Raw genomic sequence first — 18,670 nt, 5'->3', positions numbered from 1 at the left:
GCCCCTGAGTCCCTTAAATTCCATATTACTGCCAAATACGGATTCACGTCCGATAATTGGTCGATACAGACTAACGGGGATATTGTATAACGATGCCGAATAAAATCTGACTTCTGAATACAAATATTTTAAACTATAGTTTCGAATCCAATTTTGTTGTGTTAAATACTCACTCGACTATATGTGAAAAAATTTCACAAATTCTAGAATTTGTGGCTTTGAGGGTTGATTCGGGGTATTTAGATAAATCTTCTCAGTCGCCTCTAAATTCAATATTGCTATTTCCATTCAATACTTACTGGTGAGGATGTTATCAAAACAAATATTTTGGATGGTGGACTCACGTCAGTCTGCTCACTCAACGCATTGTTTGTTGAGACGACGACAGCGATGAGAGCGGCGACAGCGAACGACGCTGTGCTCACGGCTCACGGGTCGCCGCTGGTCCCTTCGTCCGGTAGGAGCGTCGAAACGAGGAGCACGAGCAACACGAAAAGCGCGAGGAGAAACAGCGTCTCCCGCTGTGCCTGCACTATCGCGGCGTCGAACACGTCGGCCAGCAGTTCTCGTTGCGCCGGTGTGAGGCCGGCGAGAAACGCCCGTTGGGTCTCTTCGGTCGCCGTCTCGGCGGCGTTTTCCAGCGCGAGGACGAGCGCCCCTCGCTCGCTCGCCGACACGCCCGCGTCGATGGCGGTCAACACGCCGTCGACGACGCCGCCGTAAAAGCGCCCGAGCAGGTACGCGCCCACGATGGCGGTCCCGAACGAGTAGCCGAGCATCATCGTCGCGTTCAACAGGCCGGACGCCGCCGCCGAGTCCCGCCGTTCGACGGCCGAGAGCGTCATGTCGATGAGCTGTGCCATCACGAGGCCGAGTCCGAGACCGATGAGCGCCATCGGCGCGGCGAGCTGTGCGACCGTCGCGTCCAGCGCCGTCTGCGACGCGAGCGCGAGCACGCCGAGTCCCGTGAGGACGATGCCGCCCTGAATCAGCAGTTTCGGCGCGACGAACCGCCGCCAGCCGGTCGTGAAGATGGACGCGACGAACGTCGCGAGGGAGAACGGAAGCATCGCGACGCCGGTCTCGAACGCGGTGTAGCCGGCCCCGGACTGGAGGAAGACCGGGACGACGAAGATGAAGCCCGCGAGGACCAACGACCGCGCGGCGTTCGTGACGACGCCGGCGGTGAACTGCCCGTTCGACAGGAGCCGGACCGGGACGAGCGGCGACCCGCCCTCGCGCTCGACGCGGCGCTCGTACTGGACGAAGCCCGCGAAGACGACGGCCCCGAAGCCGACGAGCCAGAGGGTCGGAGACGCGCCGAGCAGGTCCAACTGCACGTCGCCGACGACGAATGGTCGGCGGGCCAACAGCCAGCCGTACCGCCCGGCCAAGAGGACGCCGGCGACGAGGGCGGTCGTCCCCACCACCGAGAGGAGCGTGCCGCCGACGTCCAGTTTCGTCGGCGTCTCGCTCAGGGGCTCCTCGGGGAGATACCTGACGAACGCGAGCGCGACGAGGACGATTAGCACCTCGATGCCGAACCCCCATCGCCAGCTCGCGAACGTCGTGACCGCGCCGCCGAGCAGCGGTCCGAACGCGGCACCCGCGGCGTTCACGCCGGCGAGGATACCGAGGGCTTTCGCCCGGTCTGCGCCCTCGTAGCTGACGAGGAGGACGGTGAACGTAAGCGGGAGCAACACGGCGGCGGCGGCCCCCTCTACGACCGACCAGCCGACGTAGAGCACGGCGACGTTCCAACTCAGCGCCGCCAGCGTCGTCCCGACCCCGTACACGAGGAGCGTCGCGGTCATCAGCCGTCGAACCCCGTACATCGACGACAGCTTGCCGCCGGGGAGAATCAGCGCCGCCATGACCATCGCGTAGAACGAAATCGCGCCCTGGACGACCGTGACGGTCGTGTCGAGGTCGGCGACGATAGACGGAATCGCGACGTTCATCAGCGTCGAGTCGATGACCCCGATGAACATCGCGAGGCTCACCGCCACGGCCGGCCCCCAGTACGCCAGCCCGCTCGCCGAGTCGGTCGCCACCGTGCCCGCTTCGAGACCGTGGGCGTTCGCGTCTGCGTCCATCCCTGTTGTTACCACGTCCCGTTCGATAAACCCTGCTGACGGCGGGTGTGGCCCGTCTCCCGGTCGGCTCGGGTCAGCCGTGAGACGACTCCGAGCCGAGCGACTCGCCGCAGTGCGGACACCACTGGACGTTCGGTCTCCCGGCCGTCTGCGTCTGTGTCCCCGTCTGCGCTCCGTCGCCGGTCCGCGCCTGCTCTCCCGTCCGCTCCGCGAAGAACCCCGCGGCCAAGATGCTCGACGGGAGCGCGAAGAAGGCGACGCCGCCGAGCATGGTTGCCGCGCCGAGGAGGCGCCCGAGCGGCGTGACGGGCACGACGTCGCCGTAGCCGACCGTGGTGAGCGTCACGACCCCCCACCAGAGCGTCTCCGGAATCGACGAGAACGCGTCCGGTTGAACGCTTCCCTCGACGAAGTACATGAGCGTCGACGAGACGAGGACCAACATCCCGGCCCCGGTGAACGCGACCCCGAGGTCGGAGCGCTGTGCGTCGAGGACGCGCTTGAACCGCCGCCGGGAGCGTCTGAACCACGAGAGGTTCAGCACGCGCGCCAGCCAGAAGACGCGGAACAGCCCCGACTCGAACAGCCGTATCTCGAAGAGGAGCCCGGTCCAGAACGTCGCGATGACGAAGCAGTCGACGACCGAGATGGGGTCGCGGACGAACGCGAACCGACTCCGTCCGGCGTCGGGAGCGGCCGAGCCGGCGGCCCAGAGCCGGACGACGTACAGGCACGTGAACAGCGCGATGGACGCGACGAGCAGGCCCTCGAAGTAGGCTCCGAACCGTTCGTACAGCGACTCGACCGTCGAGAGGACGACGGCGGCGACGTTCGCCGACGCGAGGACGAACACGAGGCGTTCGAATCGTTCGCCCCAGCGGTTCTCGGAATCCGGGTCGACCACCGTCCACACCTGGTCTCTGGGCGTTTGCGTCATGTCCAACCATCGCCGCCGAGCCATATGTCGTTACCCCTCGACAGAGCGGTCCGGACCGTCAGCGGTCGCTCGCGTCGGTCTCCGCCGCAACCGACTCGCTCGCCTCGGTCGTCGGCCGGACGACCGTCCGCGACGGAATCGCGGTCCCTCGCTTCGGTGTCGACGTGACGAGTCGTTGGAACCACGTCTCCTCGTTCGGCGCGGGCTTCTCCACGAGTTCGTAGTCGACGGCGACCCCGCCGTCGTCCGTCGCCGACACGCGCACGTAGTTGAGTTGATACCACGAGTAGAACACGGGCGGGAGGACGCCGAACGCGGACTCGACGCGTCGCAGTCGCTTCAGCCACGTCCCCGTGTTGACGACGACCCCGCCTTCGATTTCGGTGACTGCGGGCCGGTGGGTGTGGCCGTAGACGAACACCGCAACCGTCGGGTCGGACGCGAACAGCTCTCTGGCGGCCGTCAGATAGGTGTCCGCCGACGACTCCCGTTCCTCCGGTCGGTCGATGCCGAACCGCCGAAGCGTCTTTCGAACGTCTCGCGCGAGGACGAAAAGCGGTATCGCGACCAGTAGCAACAACAGCGTGACGGCGAGGTTCGCGGTCAAAAGCAGGTCGACCAGCGTCCCGACCGGGCCGAACAGCCCGAGGAACCGTTCGATGAGGTCCATCGGGAGCGACCAGAGACCGGCGGCGTCGAGCGCGAACGCGAGCACGTAGAGGAACCCGACGTTGAACAGGAGGAGAAACGGGGCGGAGACGTATCTGAGCCACGGGCTCATCTCCCGGTAGAAGTAGTTCGAAAGCATCCACGCCGGAATCTGCGTCATCGGCGTCACCGCCTGTACGTCTTTGAGCCAGTTGAACTTCCCCCGCTCGGAGAGCCGGCCGGCGCGACTCGTGACCTGCCTGTTGACGAAGTAGCCCGGCGGGTTCGCGTAGGGGTTTCCGAAGTCCGGAATCCGGTTGTTCGGGTCCCGTTGCATCCCGTGTTCGACGTAGACGACGGCGTCGCCGACGCGCCGGGTTATCGAGACCTCCTGTCGGAGCGTGAGGTTGAACTCGGCCAGTCGGTCGACGTACTCCGGGTAGGCCGCGAGTTCGTAGTCGTGGTTCCCGGGGATGAGCGTGATGGGGGTTCGCGCGCCCGTCGCTTCGAACTGGTCGAACAGCTCCGGATAGAGGTCGACGAGCGCGTCGAACTTGTCGAGTCCGTCGACGCCGGTGAACTCCCACAGCCCGAACGCGTCGCCGTTGATGATTAGCTCGGCGTCCTCGTCGGTCGCTTCGAGCGTCCGAAGGAACGTCAGTAGCTCGTCGAGGAAATCGACCTTCCCCAGTTGCTCGTCGCCGCCGATGTGGAGGTCGCTGATGAAGTAGTACGCGTCGGTCACGGCCGACCCTCCGGAGCGTGGAGGAATGGTGGTCGGTCGAGGACGACTGAAACGCGGTTGAGGGGGACTGAGGGTCGGTCGAGAGGAGTACCCGCGGGAGCGAGCCCGGCGGTCGAAGCTCTCGTCGCCGCGTCGTCGGAGACCTGCGCCTCGACGAAGCCGACTCTCACGACCACGTCCCGGTCTAACCCTTCAGTCAGTTGGTCGTCGAATCGCTGTGCGAGGTCGGGGGGCGCTTGCAGGTCGCGCGGAATCCCCACGAGCACGTCGACCCGCGGTTGATTCCCGAGGAGGTAGTCGACGGGCCTGTAGTCGACCGTGACGCTGACGAGTTCGACGCCCTCGATGTCCGCCTCGTCGAACTGTCGCTGGAGTTCGGCCTGCGTCTGTTGCTCGAACGACGCGGTCTGGAACGACGCGTACGTCACGCCGGCGAGGACGAGCGAGAGGACGGCGATAGCAACGCCGAGGACGGCGATTCGGGAGGCGACGGACGCTCTGACGCCCTCCCGCTCGTCGGCGTCCAGCGGCGTGAAACCCGACAGATAGAACAGAATCAGCGCCGAGAGGTTGATGGCGAGGAGGTTGACGACGACGAGCACCGCGCCCGCGACGGCGACCGCGGGGAGTCCGAACGCGAGCCCCAGCCCCGACGTCGCCGCCGGCGGGACGAGCGCGACGGCGATGGCGACGCCGACGAGCGTCGACCCGGACCCGCGCATGATGCTTATCGCCCCCGCGATACCCGACCCCAACGCGAGGAACAGCGACAGGACGTTCGGACTGGTGCGCTCTGCGACCTGCGGTATCGCCTGTATGTCGACGCCCGGCGGAATGAGTATCGTCTGCTGGAGTATCACTCCGAGGAGGGCGGCCGTCGCGATGGCCGCCGCGAGGCCCGTCACCTGCAGGACGACGCCGCGAGACGCCATCCGCCTGTCGGCCAGTATCGCCCCGACGGACGCCGAAACCGCCGGCCCCATCAGGGGGGCGACGACCATCGCCCCGATAATCGTCGCCGCGGAGTCGAGGAGCAGGCCCGTTGCCGCGATGACCGTGCTGAGAATCAGGAAGCTGAAGAACGTCGAGTTCGCCGGCGCGAGGTCCTCCGCCCTCGCGTGGAGTTCCTCGCGGGAGATTCGGAGTCCGGGAAAGCGCTCTTTCAGGGCCGAGAGGCGCTGTGAGACGACCGTCTCCGTGGGGAGTACGATGGTGTAACTGTCGTCTCGGACGCCGGCGGTCGTCAGTTCTTCTATCACCGTCTCGACGCCGCTGGGCGGGACCGGAAACTGCACCATCGCCTCGAACTCGCCGCGTCCGACCTCCTCGAAGACGGCGTAGTCGATGCCCTGTCGGTCGAGCGACTCAAGGACGCTCTCTCGACTCCCCTGCGGTATCAACACCTGAACGAGTCGCATACGAACTACAACGTCGCGAGAGTGCAAAAAGCATGAGTGCTCTGATAGGATAGCTTACTCGCTTGTCTCGCGTTCCCCGTCGGCGATTGCGAGCGTCTCCCCGATCGCGTCGATGAATTCCCGCTCGGCCGGGCTGATTCGCCGGCCGCCCAACCCCAGTAGCCCGCCCTCGACGCCGGCGTCTGCGACCCGTTCAGCGCACCAACGGACGAACTGCGCGTACTCGGCCCGTTCCGCCGCGGTCGCTCGCGCTCGGACGATTCCCGACGCCTCCCGACAGTAGTCGTGCGCGCGAGCGATTGCCACCGCGCGAGTGAAATCGTGCGTCTCCGCGTCGCGTCGCACCCGGTCGGCGTTCACCCGGACGAACCCGGCGAGGTGCGTGACGAGTTCCGACTCCGGTTCGAACTCGTCCGTGTGCCGGAGGGTCCGACGAATCGTTTTGAGCTCTCGTCGCAGGCCACCGTTCGAGGCGACGACGACGCCGTACATCACCTCGACCGGCGTCTGCGCGAGCGTCCGCCACTCCTCGGGCGTGAACGCCTTCCGGTCAGTCATACCGAACGATTGGCGGGCGACGAATATAGAGGCGCAGGTCGCCGCGGGTGAACGAGGCCGCGTTCGGACCTCGCCAGTGGACACTCGTTCGAGGGACTTGGCTGACCGTTTCGTACGCGACGAATTACTGGCTCCGAGACAGTCAGCGACGCGGTAAACGCAGTTTATTATGGTTTCCTGCTTACGTGTGTGTGAGTTGATGAGATGAGTTCACTAGTCGTACTCGCGTTCGATACGATGGACGGTGCGGAGAACATGCGGGAGAAGCTGTACCACCTCCAGCGGCGCGAACTGATAACGATAGAGGACGCCGCCATCGCCGTCCGAAAAGAAAACGGGCAGGTGAAGGTCAAGCAGGCACAGAGTCTCGTCGGCGTGGGCGCGCTCGGGGGGTCGTTCTGGGGACTCCTCATCGGCGTTATCTTCTGGATGCCGTGGCTCGGGATGGCCGTCGGGGCGGTGACGGGCGCGCTCAGCGGGAAGTTCACCGACATCGGCATCGACGACGCGTTCATCAAAGAGGTCGCGAACACGGTCGAACCCGGGAACTCGGCGCTGTTCCTCCTGTCCCGCGGCGCGCAGATGGACCGAATCAAGGAGGAGCTGTCGGGCGACGAGTTCGAGATTATCGAGACGAACCTCTCGCCCGAAGACGAAGACCGGCTCCGCGAGGCGTTCGCCGCCGAGGAAATCGCGGGATAGGTTAGGGTTAGCTCGGAACGAACGACGCCATCGCGTCTGTCCGGGCGTGACAGTGGCCACATCGAGTCCAATTCGGAGGCGAGGCGCGACGCGGTCCCGTCTGCGGCGAGGCGGAGGCGTCGGGCTGTGGGAAACCGGGCGCATCGGTCGGTTCGCCACAGTCTCGGCTGATTGAATCTGTTGTGCCCGCCCGATTTAACACGGGTTCGTCACAGGAGAGGCCCGTCTGAAGAGTCTTGGACGGCGTTTCAACGTTCCACAGTCTCTTGTTCGCCGAAACGAACGTCACTATACTTTACAAGGGTAGCTGTGTAACAAAAACGTCGACCCGTCGTCATTATTGGGCGTACGAGTCCCCGATGGACCGACCGGTCCGTCGGATTCTCCCGGCTCTGACGGGCAAATTGTCCGTCTCGATGGACTGTGCCGTCGAACACCGGCGGGGTTCCCACTCACGTGTTTCGGGGTCGTGGTGCGCTCGAATTTGGTCCGCCGTGATTCAGTTACGTATCGCGCTATACGATTTATCGGCTCCGATATCCTCTGAACGTCGAGACGCCTATCTCGATGAAACGGACCGCTTTCGAGTTTCGGGCCCTCGCGCGTCACCCGCGACTCGCTAAACCCCGCGTCACCATCAGCGGGATTCGGCACTCGTATGCATCGCATTACTTATGGAGACGATTGGCTCACTATCAGCCGATATACGTGATTTCGATGGGTTCATCAGTCTCGTGGGCCGGTTTTCATTCAAATGAGGCTCTGTAGCCGTCGTCGACCGTTCCGGACGCCACACCACCGGAGACCGCGTCGGGTGAGGTGAGCATGGCGTCAGTCCTGCTCGTGCTCTCGATTGCGCTCTTGGCGGCCCTGTTCATGTCGTTCACCGTCGGAGCGAACAGTAACTCGGCCCCCGTCGCGCCCGCCGTCGGAGCCAACGCGCTGTCGGTTCTTCGAGCCGCCCTGCTCGTCGGCATCGTCGCCGGGCTCGGGGCGATTCTCCAGGGGGGAAGTATCTCCGAGACCATCGGTAAAGACCTCGTGACCGGCGTGGCAATCACGCCGATAGCGGCGGCGGCGGCCCTGTTGACCGCCGCGACCCTCATCACGATTGGGAACACCTACGGCTATCCGATACCGTCGGCGTTCACCGTCACTGGAGCGATGATCGGGTCCGGTATCGCCCTCGGCGGCGGCTTCGCCGTCGACGAGTACGTCGTCATCCTCGGATTCTGGTTCGCGATTCCCATCGTTGAGGCCGTCCTCGCGTACGGCCTCGCGCGCGGGCTTCGAAGCGACGCCATCCCCGAAACCGTCGGCATCCCCGTCCTCGGCGGCGCAGTCGGCTATGCGCTGGCCAACATCCAACTCACGGTCATCCCGACCGCGAGCGGCGCACAGGGGTCGGTCGCTCGATACCTCGCCACGACGTCCCAGCTTCTTCCGACGGTCGTCGGCGGCTCGTACACCCTCGGCATGGTGGTCGTGAGCGCGCTCTGCGGGCTCGTTGCGCTCGTCGGGACGCGCGGGTTGCTCCGACGCGACGAGACCGCGGGCATCAATCAGTTTCTGGTCGTGCTAGGACTCATCGTCGTGTTCACGAGCGGTGGCTCGCAGGTCGGGCTGGCGACCGGCCCACTGGAAGCGGTGTTCGAGACGGACCTCCAACTCCCGTCTATCTACCTGCTTGCGCTCGGCGGCGGCGGGATTCTCCTCGGCGCGTGGATTCGAGGGCCGCGACTCGTGCAAGCCGTCTCGAACGAGTACGCCTCGCTCGGCCCACGGCGGTCGATAGCCGCCCTGATTCCCGCCTTTCTCATCGCTCAGCTCGCAATCGTACTGGGAATCCCCATCTCGTTCAACAAAGTGATGATCGCGAGCATCGTCGGCAGTGGGCTCGCGGCGAGTTCGTCCGGCGAGAGCGGCGTCTCGCCGCGGAAAGTCGGCATTACCCTCGGTTCGTGGGTCGGCTCGATGCTCGGCGCGGGCCTCATCAGCTACGGCCTGTATCACGTCTTGACCGCGATTCCCACCGTCGGCTAGTCAGGGGACGATCTGGTCGATGAGCTCTTCTTCCGCGGCCCGGGTCTTCATCTGCTCCCACGTCTCGAAGTCGGTCGTCGCGTCGACGTATCCGTTGAGTCGGTCACGAGAGACGCCCTGCACGTCGCTGACGTCGTCGAGGGACCACGGGCTCTGTTCGCAGAACGCGGCAAACGAATCGAACTCGGTGTGGTCGCTCATGAACGGCTGTGAGAAGAACGCGTCCGACTGCACTCGCGTGCCCGCTTGCAGTTCGCCGAGTCGGTTCAACGCGCTCTCGACCCGTTCTTCGAGACCGTTCAGGCCGGTAACCTGAAGATCCATGCCCGACGGTCACTCCTCGACACGGGTAAAAGTCACGACGACCGATGTCGGAGACGCGCTCGCCTCGCGGAGCACGGACCGGGGCGACGCCGGCGGGTACAGTCACTGCGGCATCTGCGTCTCGACGGTCGCGGGCTCGTCGGCGGACTCGAACACCCCAGCCAGCGTCTCGCGCATCGCCTGCCGGCGGAACGACCGGCGGCGCTCCTCGGAGAGGTAGTTCGACATGACGACGCCGGCGCTTTTCGACCCTTGGTCGGCGGCGACGCCCTCCAACTGGGCGAGCATCTCGTCGACCGCTTCCTGATATGCGGTGTACCAGAAGCGCCGACAGAGCTTCGCGGTCGGGACCTCGCCGTCGACGGTCACGCCGGCCTCGTCGGCGAGGCGCTTGAACCGGCGGTTGACCGTCTCGCGGGCGATGTGTCCCGAGGCGGCCCGCGAGGAGGGAAACAGCGCGCCGTTCCAGTCGTCGTCCGCGGCGAGCGCGTCGATGCGCGCGGCGACGGCGTCGACGCCGTAGAGGAGCGCGACGGTCCCCGGCCCGTTTTTGCGCTCCTCGAACTCGATGTGGGGGTCGTCGCCGGTGAGGACGAGCTGGGAGGCGCGGAGCGACGCGAGCTCGTTCGGGCGGAGCCCCCACCCGGCGAGCCCGAGGACGAGAAGCCGGTCTTCGAGGTCGTCGGCGACGGCGTACACGTCTCCGACCTGGTCGGCCGTCATCGTGCGGTTGTCGGGTTGGCCCTGCTCCCAGCGGAACTGCTTCGCCGCGTTCTCGACGGGGTTGTACCGCGCGCGCCGGAAGTCGACGAGGTACTCGTAGAACGACCGGACCGTCTGGAGGTATTTGAGCTTCGTCCCGTCGGTGGCGAGTTCGGCGTCGAACTCGTCGAGGACAGCGAGACAGCGGTCTATCTCGTCGGGCTCGGCGTCGCGGTCGTCGAGTCGGGAAAGCAGGTCCGCCGAGCCGTATCGGTCGCGGTAGATTCGGGCGAACCGAGCGAGGTGGGTCCGGCGGGTCGGCAGTGTCGAGTCCGCGAGGCCGCGCCGCGATTCGAGCATGTCGAGGTAGGACTCGAACGCCTCGACGGTGCGGTCGTCGTCGATGCCCCAGTCGTAGCCCCCGTCGGCGTCGTCGTCGCCGAGGCCGACGACCTCGACGAAGAACTGCCGCGGCGTGAGGCCGTGCTTCTCGCGGAGCGCGTAGGCGATGCCCGACCAGCCGCGTTCGGTCAGCCACGCGTAGGTCGGCACGTCCCGCGTCGGGTCCATCCCGTCGCGGTCCATCGCGGGCGCTATCGTCTCCCAGTAGAACGCTTCGAGCTCGTCGAGCGACTTCCGCGACCAGTTCACCGCGGCTCCCCCCGCCCGACCTGCCCGCCGCGTCGCGTTCCGTGCGCCATCGTTCCGTATGCAGGGCGTGCCGCGGACGGATTAACGCTTTCTCTCGTCGCCGGTGGTCGGTGGCGGGCCGCCGGGGGCGCGTCCACCGGCCGCCCCGGCACCCTCTATATGACGGGTGCTAGATATATCTGGGAGACGCGATAACAGGGCAGTACAATGGCAGACGGAAACGACGGCGGTTCGGTGCTCGGGGTCGACCCCCCCGGCGACGGGGCAGTGGTCGGCTCGTCGGATCCGGCGGTCGACGTCGGGGAGGCGGCCGACGAGGTGACGGTCCTCGAAAGCGGGACCGAGTTAGAGCGGACAATCGGCCTCCGCGGTGGGTTGGCAATCGGTATCGGGACGATGGTCGGCGCGGGTATCTTCGTCTTCCCCGGCCTCGCCGCCGGGCAGGCGGGCCCCGCGGCCGCGCTCTCGTTCGCGCTCGGTGCGGTCATCGCGCTGTTGGTCGCGCTCCCGACCTCCGAGTTGGCGACGGCGATGCCGAAAAGCGGCGGCGCGTACTACTTCATCTCCCGCGGGATGGGGTCGGCGTTCGGCGCGGTCGTCGGCATCGGGCTCTGGCTGGGGCTCGTCTTCGCCTCGGCGTTCTACCTCGTCGGCTTCGCGCAGTACGCCATCGCCGTGCTGGCGGAGTTGGGCGCGGCGTCGATGGTCGCCGACCTGCCGCTCGTGGCGACGCTCGGCGTCGGCTTCGGCCTCGCGTTGACGGCGCTCAGCATGTTCGGGACCGAGAACGCGACGAAGCTCCAGAACGGCATCGTGAGCCTTCTCCTCGGCATCCTCCTCGTCTTTCTCGTCTACGGCTCGCTCGACACGCTCGGGCTGTTCGGCCGCCAGACGGTCCCCGAGGAGTTCATGCCCTTCGGGACGCTCAGCATCTTCACCACGGCGGCGCTCGTGTTCACCTCGTATCTCGGGTTCGCGCAGGTGGCGACGGTCGCCGGCGAGATAACGAAACCCGGGCGGAACCTCCCGCTTGCGATGGTCGGCTCCGTGGTCGTCGTCGGCGTGCTGTACGTCGTGACGATTCTCGTCTCGACCGGCGCGTTCGGGAGCGCCCGACTCGCCTCCTTCGGCGAGACGGCAATCGTCGAGGTCGCCCGCTCGTACCTCGGCTTCCCCGGCGCGGTCGCCATCCTCGTCGCCGGGCTCTTCGCGACGGTGTCGAGCGCGAACGCCTCGATTCTCAGCTCGTCGCGCGCGCTCTACGCGCTCAGCCGCGACGCGCTGGTCCCGCCGCAACTCGCGCGAATCAATCTCCGGTACGGGACGCCCCACGTCGCGCTCGCGCTCGTCGGCGGGCCGACGGTCGTCCTCGTCGCCGTCGGCCGGACGGAGGTGCTCGCCGAGGTCGCGTCGTTCCTGCACCTCGTCACCTACGGGCTCATCTGCGTGGCGCTCGTCGCGCTCCGCCGGTCGAACCCCGCGTGGTACGACCCGTCGTTCCGCGTCCCCGGTTACCCGGTCGTCCCGGTGCTCGGGGCGGTGGCGAGTTTCAGTCTCGTCGCGTTCATGCAACCGCTCTCGCAGGCTGTCGGCGTCGTCGTCGCGCTCGCGGCGCTGGCGTGGTACTTCGTCTACGCCAGAGACGTGCGCCTGAAGGGGGTGAGCTCTGATGCGTAATCCCGACGACGTTCGCGTGCTCGTCCCCGTCGCGGTGCTCGAAGGACAGGTGATACCCGACCAACTGACCCGCCTGCTCTCGGAGACGACGGTCGTCCTCCTCGCGTACCACGAGATACCCGAGCAGACGGCTCCCGAACAGGCCAGAGAACAGTTCGAACCGAAGGTCCGCGACGAACTCGACGAGCTCGTCTCGGCGTTCGAAGCCGCGGGCGCGACAGTCGAGACGCGACTCGTGTTCACCCACGACGCCGACCAGACGACAGAGCGCATCGCCACCGAGGCGGACTGCGACGCGGTGTTGCTCTCGAATCCCGCGCCGACCATCGCCCGCGTCATCGTCCCGATAAAGGAGGACATCAACCTCGAAACGATTACCAAGGTCGCCGCGGCCGTCGGGAGACGCGAGGACATCGAACTCACGCTGTTTCACGCCGCCGAGGAGGACGACGCGGTCGCCGAGGGCGAACGACTCCTCGACGAGGTCGCCAACGAACTGGCCGTCCTCGGGGTCTGTCGCGAACACGTCTCGCGCGTCGTCGTCGTCGCCCAGAACCCGCTTCAGGCGCTCATCGAAGGCGCGGCCGACCACGACGTCGTCGTGATGGGGGAGGAGAAACCCACGCTCCGCGGCCGACTGTTCGGCGAGACCTCCGACCGCGTCGCCGAGCAGACGGTCGGCCCGGTGCTCGTGGTCCGGCGACCGCTCGACCCCGAGGCTGACGACGCCGACGCCGACACCGACGACTCCGGGTGAGGCCGCTTCGCCTTCGCCCCGCTCTATTGAGTCCGATATTATTGTGTATTTAGAACAACAAAGGTGGTGCGAACCTCGGACACAGCGTGACCGGCGACTTTCACACTGGGCACACTTTCTTCAAATTTTACAAATTGTGAACTGATAAGCGCTGAAAAATCCGTATCACCACTTGTCTTGTGGATATCAGAGTCATTCGGTCTATTCGAAATTCCCGGATGCTATCGGAAACCAGTTCGAACCGAGACGATATTGCTTTTTAATCGCACTATTGGATAGCCTCGAAACCGCGTTTTCGGAGGGGGACACTCCCGTCTGGACTCGCCCAGTCAATCGGATGTGTCCGCTCGTCGACGCGGTTTCGGTCCCAAGTCCCGCGTGACTGACGGTCGAACCGTGACAGCCAATTCAATTCGTGACCGCCAACCCAATTACACCAATAGCTGTGTAATGGAATCGACACCCGTCCGGGAGGTGTCAGTCGCTGGCCGCAGTTGGTCAGACGTTCCGTCGACAGATTATGAACTAAATAGACTCGGCAGAATCTGTCGAATAGCTGGACGTTCGGCGGATGAAAATCGGTCAGTGTTCTTATTTAGTCAACCATCTGGGGTCGTCGTTGTCGTCTGTCGGCTCTCTGGTGGTCCGGTCTCACGCCGTCGCTGGGCGCGCGACGCCCCGACGTTCGGCTCGATTGGCGGACAGAATACGACCCGGAGGCGGCTTCGGAACCGCGATAACGACGTTTGGGGGATGTGGGTCGTTCGGTCGCGCGCTCGCGGCGATTGGGGCTCCGACTCGAAGCGGTCCGACCGAGACCGCCGGTTCTCCGTTTGTGAACCGAGTGGGTGCTGTCGACGTGACGACGATTCTGGCGTGATGCCCGGCGACGACGCGGCCGACTAGCTGAACGTCGGAAAGTCGTCGTCGGACTCCTCCATGTTGACGTTCACTTCGATGACGTTGGCGGTGTTGACGACGTTCTCGATGAGCTGTTCGTGGTACTCCGGCTGTTTCATCCGGCGGACGGGCCCGGAGACGCTGATGGAGCCGAGGACGCGGCCGTGCCGGTTCGTCACCGGCGCGCCGATGGCCTGCAGGCCCTTTATCTCCTCTTCGTCGTTGAGCGAGTAACCCCGGTCGCGAATCGTCTCCAACTCCTCGAAGAGCTCCTCGCGGGTCGTGATGGTCGCCTCGGTCTTGCCCGGCAGGCCGTACTGGTCGATAATCCACTCGACGCGCTCTCTCGGGAGGTGCGCGAGAATTGCCTTCCCCGTCGCCGAGAAGTGGAGGTAGTCGGCGCGCTGGAGTTTGTTCACCTGGTAGTCGCTCCCGACGGCCTTCTCGCCGCTCACCTTGTAGAGGTTGACCCCCAGCCCGTGCTGTTCGGTCGCCAAATGGGCGTACTCGCCGGTCTTCTCCGCGAGTTCCTCGATTTCGGGCTTGCCGATGCGGTAGAGGATGTTCTGGTACCGGACGTACTCGCCCACGAGGAGGAACTGCAGTGACAGCTGGTAGGTGTCTCCTTCCTTCACGACGAACTTCTCGGCCCGAAGCGTGCTCAGGTAGTTGTAGACGACGCTCTTCGAGAGGTCGAGGTGGTTCGCCAGCTCCGTCACCCGCGCGCCGTCTAACTCTTCGAGCGCACGAACGACGTCGAACGCGCGCGACACCGTTTTCAGGGTCCGCGGCGAGCCGGTCGTGGGTTCGTCTGCCATAGTCCAGTTCGAAGCTCCCGCGGCATAGGTGTTTGTATTTGACAAACGCTCAGTTCTGACACGGACCGGTAATCGCACGAATTGCCGCGACACTCCGTGGTCTGAGGGGTAGTTCTCCCGAATATTGTCTTCTGAAGTGGTGATACCGGTGGAATCTTCTGTGAGTGACTACGTTCTCATTGTACAAACGATTCGGCGTTTCGAGCGAGCGCATACGAACTGGACCGCGATAAACAACAGCTTCAGCGTCTCAAACCGGTGATCCGAGACCGGTGGTAGCGAGCGGTTCGACTACGCGGTCGTCGCGGTCGTCGCGGTCGCCGCAGTGACGCGGGCGCTGGTCGGCTCGACCCACGAGAGAACGGCCCGGGTGCGGACGAAAACGAGAACGGCAGTCGTCAGTGCGACGGTCTGGTCAGTGTGTCGGTCTCGTCACTCGGTCGCCAGGTCGGCGAGCGCGCCGGCGAGCACGCGGGTCGCGTCGGCGCAGTCCGCCCAGTCGGTCCACTCGCGGGGGTTGTGCGAGATGCCGTTGCGGGAGGGGGCAAAGAGCAACGCGGCGTCAGTGACGGCCGCGACGTGCATGGTGTCGTGGCCGGCGCCGGAGTGGAGGTCGAGGGTTTCGAGGTCGGCGTCGCCCCCGGCGTCGTGGAGCGCGGCGCGGCACCGCTCGCTCATCTCGACGGGCTTGCGGTCCCACGGGTGCGAGAGCGCGGTCTCGACCGGGCGCTCGGCCTCGATGCGGTCGAGGCTCGCTTCCGCCTCGTCGATGACGTACTCGATGGAGTCGTACGCCACGTCGCGGACGTCGACTGTCAGGTCTACTTTCCCTGCGATGACGTTGGGCGCGTTCGGCGAGACTTCGAGTTTGCCGACGGTGCCGACCGCGGTCTCCGAGACCTCGCCGCGCTCGTTCGTCGCTCGCTCCACGTCGAGGACGAACTCGCTGGCGGCGGCGAGCGCGTCCGAGCGGTCGTCCATGAGCGTCGACCCGGCGTGGTCGGCCTCACCCGTGATTTCGACGGCACAGCGCGAGAGACCGACGATGCTCGTGACGACGCCGGCCGGGACCGCCGCGTCTTCGAGGCGCTCTGACTGCTCGATGTGGAGCTCTATCCACGCGTTCCAGTCCGCGGCGTCGACGCGCCCGTCTCCTCGATAGCCGATGTCCGCGAGGGCGTCGCCGAGCGGAATCCCGTCGGCGTCCTCGATGTCGAGCGCCTCCGCGACGCCCAGTTCGCCGACGGCGACCGCCGACCCGATGAGGCCGCCGCCGAACCGCTGGCCCTCCTCCTCGGTGAAGTTGACGACCTCGACGGGGCGGACCGGTTCGACGCCGGCGTCCTGCATCGCGCGGACGCTCTCCAGCCCCGCGTAGACGCCGAGCGGGCCGTCGAAGATGCCGCCCTCGGGGACCGAATCGAGGTGGCTCCCCGTCGCGACCGGGGCCGCGTCTGGGTCCGCGCTCTCTGGCTCCCATCGCCCGACGATGTTGCCGACCTCGTCGATGGTGATGGAGAGACCGGCGTCCCGGAGGCGCTCGCAGAAGAACTCTCTCGCCCGCCGGTCCGCCTCACTGCCGGTCAGGACCGTCCGCCCCCGACCCTCGTCCGTCGGGACGGCCCCGAACTCCGCGTTCGACTCGATGTCACTGCGGAGTCGCTGCTGGTTGACTCGCATGGTTCCCGGATTCGTGACTAACCCTATTTTATTGTTTGGAATCCGGTCACACGTGACAGTACTGGCTGACGGATGAAGCGAGAACGCGGGGGAGTTCGTCGCGCCGCGCTTCGCCGCCGACGCCGGGTCGGCCGGGAACGCCGACCGACCCGCGGTTGACATTCTCGAAGTAATTCCGATTCGATTGGCGTGAAAGTGGCCATCCGAAACTTCTCCCGCGCTCGGTGCCCGAATACGTAGTCAGTATGACATTTTTCCCCGTCTCGATATGGTGATTGTACACACACAACCACAATTTTTATCACACAGTAGCGGATTTGAGGGTCTGTATGCAAGAGAATGGCAAGGAGAGCGACTCTCCCGATAGCACCGCCGACGGGACGCGTCGCGGTCGCTTCGACCGCCGCACGTTCCTCGGGGCGGCGGCGGCGACCGGCGCCGCGGCGTTCGCAGGGTGTACGGGCGGCGGCGCAGACGACGGCACGACCGAAGCGTCGGGGTCCTCCGGCGGCAGTGACGGCACGGAAAGCACCGAGACGACCGCCGCGAGCGGCGGGAAGCAGGGCGGCACGCTCCAGTGGGGCGGCGCGGTGCCGGTGCAGGGGCTCGACCCGCACATCGACACCTCCGCGGCCTCCAAGCGCGTTCTGGAGAACATCTACGAGGAGGTCGTCGCGCTACAGGACGACTACTCCATCCAGCCGCATCTCGCCGAGTCGATGGAGCAGTCCGACGACAACACGCTCTTGACGTTCAACCTCCGGGAGGGCGTCACCTTCCACAACGGCGAGGAGATGACCTCCGAAGACGTGCTTGCGAGCTACGAGCGCGTCCAGAACGGCGACTACCTCGCCACCGGCTTTTTCGACTACGTCGAGGAGCTTCGCGCCCCCGACGACTACACCTTCGAAGTCCAGCTCACCGAGCCCTTCGCGCCGTTCCTCGCGAAGATGGCGACGGCGGAACTGTCGGTCATGCCCGCCGAGAACGCCGAGAAGGACATGGTCGAAGAACCCATCGGGACCGGCCCGTACGTGTTCGAGAGCCGCGAAATCGAGACCTCGTTCACGATGACGCGCAACGAGGACTACTGGGGCGCGTCCGACGAGGACGGCCCGTTCATCGACACCATCGTCAAGAGCGAGGTGCCCGACCCGAGCGTTCGCCTCCAGTCGTTCCTCGCCGACGAGTACGATTTCATCAACGGCATCGCGCCGAAGGACGTCTCCCGCGTCGAGCAGGCCCCCGACGTCCGGTTCGAAAAGCAGTTCCCGAAATCGCTCGTCTACCTCGGCCTGAACTGCGACGTGGCTCCCTTCGACAACAAGGACGCCCGCCTCGCGCTCGACTACACCATCGACAAGGAGAAGGTCGCCGAAGCGGCCCTCTACGGCACCGGCCAGACCACCGCGACCCCGGCGACGCCCGGCAGTCCGTGGGTCAACCCGGACGTCGAACCGCGCCCACGCGACCTCGAAAAGGCGCAGGAACACCTCGACGCCGCCGGCATGTCCGACGGCTTCACGGCGACGTTCAAGATTCCGCAGTCCTACCCGACGCAGGTGCAGGCCGCGGAGGTCATCGCCGCCGACGCCGCCGAGGTCGGCATCAACCTCGAAATCCAGCAGATCACGTGGAGCACGTGGCTCTCGGACGTCTACTCCAACCGCGACTTCCAGGCGACGACGAGCTCCTACCTCGCGCTCTGGTACCCCGACGTGTCGTTCTACAAGTTCCTGCACCCAAACGGGGCGTTCTTCTTCACCAACTGGGTGAACGAGGACTACAACGCGCTCGTCGAGGAGGCGCGCACCATCTACGACGAAGACGAGCGCGCCGACCTCTACCACCAGGCGACGGAGATTCTCCACGAGGACCGCGCCGGTCACCTCTTCCTGTGGTGGCAACCGAGCCTCTACGGGGCCGCCTCGCAGTACAAAGGCGACATCGGCGCGCCCGACGGGTCGACGCTCCAGTTCGCCGACAACTGGCTCGACCGCTAACACAGATTCCA

Annotated in this window: 14 protein-coding genes; 5 read left to right on the top strand and 9 right to left on the bottom strand. The window is 65.5% G+C overall.

Features of this window, described 5'->3' with window-relative positions; translation table 11 throughout:
• Nucleotides 1-428 precede the first annotated feature (428 nt).
• The 5 genes from C441_RS18110 to C441_RS18090 all read right to left on the bottom strand — a co-directional run bounded on the left by C441_RS18110 (nucleotide 429) and on the right by C441_RS18090 (nucleotide 6,402).
• Nucleotides 429-2,096, bottom strand: coding sequence for an MFS transporter (locus C441_RS18110; RefSeq protein WP_007276407.1), 1,668 nt, complete (start codon nucleotides 2,094-2,096; stop codon nucleotides 429-431).
• Nucleotides 2,097-2,169: 73 nt separating this feature from the next.
• Entirely contained in the window at nucleotides 2,170-3,033 is an 864-nt protein-coding gene (locus C441_RS18105) for an ion transporter (protein ID WP_049920690.1), read from the bottom strand.
• A 58-nt stretch (nucleotides 3,034-3,091) separates the two neighbouring features.
• The gene (locus C441_RS18100) at nucleotides 3,092-4,426 is read right to left on the bottom strand and encodes a metallophosphoesterase (protein ID WP_007276405.1); all 1,335 of its coding nucleotides are present in this window, start codon (nucleotides 4,424-4,426) and stop codon (nucleotides 3,092-3,094) included.
• Complete coding sequence (locus C441_RS18095; RefSeq protein WP_007276404.1) at nucleotides 4,423-5,844, bottom strand: TIGR00341 family protein; 1,422 nt, start codon at nucleotides 5,842-5,844, stop codon at nucleotides 4,423-4,425. Before C441_RS18095 ends, C441_RS18100 begins: the two co-directional genes overlap by 4 nt.
• 54 nt (nucleotides 5,845-5,898) lie before the next feature.
• Nucleotides 5,899-6,402, bottom strand: coding sequence for a hypothetical protein (locus tag C441_RS18090; RefSeq protein ID WP_007276403.1), 504 nt, complete (start codon nucleotides 6,400-6,402; stop codon nucleotides 5,899-5,901).
• Nucleotides 6,403-6,639: 237 nt separating this feature from the next.
• Here C441_RS18090 and C441_RS18085 point away from each other — a divergent pair, with 237 nt between their 5' ends.
• Both C441_RS18085 and C441_RS18080 read left to right on the top strand, forming a co-directional pair.
• Nucleotides 6,640-7,104 carry a DUF1269 domain-containing protein gene (locus tag C441_RS18085; RefSeq protein WP_007276402.1) on the top strand — a complete coding sequence of 155 codons (465 nt, stop codon included), beginning with the start codon at nucleotides 6,640-6,642 and terminating at the stop codon, nucleotides 7,102-7,104.
• An 825-nt stretch (nucleotides 7,105-7,929) separates the two neighbouring features.
• Nucleotides 7,930-9,147: an inorganic phosphate transporter gene (locus C441_RS18080; protein ID WP_007276401.1), complete on the top strand. Its 1,218-nt coding sequence runs from the start codon at nucleotides 7,930-7,932 to the stop codon at nucleotides 9,145-9,147.
• Here the strand turns inward: C441_RS18080 and C441_RS18075 are convergent, their stop codons facing one another.
• Both C441_RS18075 and C441_RS18070 read right to left on the bottom strand, forming a co-directional pair.
• On the bottom strand, nucleotides 9,148-9,471 hold the full coding sequence (locus tag C441_RS18075; RefSeq protein WP_007276400.1) for a hypothetical protein: 324 nt from the start codon (nucleotides 9,469-9,471) through the stop codon (nucleotides 9,148-9,150).
• Between the two features lie 102 nt (nucleotides 9,472-9,573).
• Complete coding sequence (locus C441_RS18070) at nucleotides 9,574-10,824, bottom strand: tyrosine-type recombinase/integrase (protein WP_007276399.1); 1,251 nt, start codon at nucleotides 10,822-10,824, stop codon at nucleotides 9,574-9,576.
• Between the two features lie 207 nt (nucleotides 10,825-11,031).
• Between C441_RS18070 and C441_RS18065 the strand changes: the two genes are divergently transcribed.
• The gene (locus C441_RS18065; protein ID WP_007276398.1) at nucleotides 11,032-12,501 is read left to right on the top strand and encodes an APC family permease; all 1,470 of its coding nucleotides are present in this window, start codon (nucleotides 11,032-11,034) and stop codon (nucleotides 12,499-12,501) included.
• Nucleotides 12,494-13,258: a universal stress protein gene (locus C441_RS18060; protein WP_049920688.1), complete on the top strand. Its 765-nt coding sequence runs from the start codon at nucleotides 12,494-12,496 to the stop codon at nucleotides 13,256-13,258. The genes C441_RS18065 and C441_RS18060 overlap by 8 nt, the downstream gene beginning before the upstream one ends.
• A 902-nt stretch (nucleotides 13,259-14,160) precedes the next feature.
• Here the strand turns inward: C441_RS18060 and C441_RS18055 are convergent.
• The gene (locus tag C441_RS18055; protein WP_007276396.1) at nucleotides 14,161-14,976 is read right to left on the bottom strand and encodes an IclR family transcriptional regulator; all 816 of its coding nucleotides are present in this window, start codon (nucleotides 14,974-14,976) and stop codon (nucleotides 14,161-14,163) included.
• Between the two features lie 432 nt (nucleotides 14,977-15,408).
• On the bottom strand, nucleotides 15,409-16,656 hold the full coding sequence (locus C441_RS18050) for a Zn-dependent hydrolase (RefSeq protein WP_007276395.1): 1,248 nt from the start codon (nucleotides 16,654-16,656) through the stop codon (nucleotides 15,409-15,411).
• A 329-nt stretch (nucleotides 16,657-16,985) separates the two neighbouring features.
• Between C441_RS18050 and C441_RS18045 the strand changes: the two genes are divergently transcribed.
• Nucleotides 16,986-18,659, top strand: coding sequence for an ABC transporter substrate-binding protein (locus tag C441_RS18045; protein WP_007276394.1), 1,674 nt, complete (start codon nucleotides 16,986-16,988; stop codon nucleotides 18,657-18,659).
• The last annotated feature ends 11 nt before the right edge of the window (nucleotides 18,660-18,670 follow it).

It is taken from the genome of Haloferax sulfurifontis ATCC BAA-897 (assembly GCF_000337835.1).
GTDB lineage: Archaea > Halobacteriota > Halobacteria > Halobacteriales > Haloferacaceae > Haloferax > Haloferax denitrificans.
This window is presented reverse-complemented; position numbering and strand designations above follow the sequence as displayed.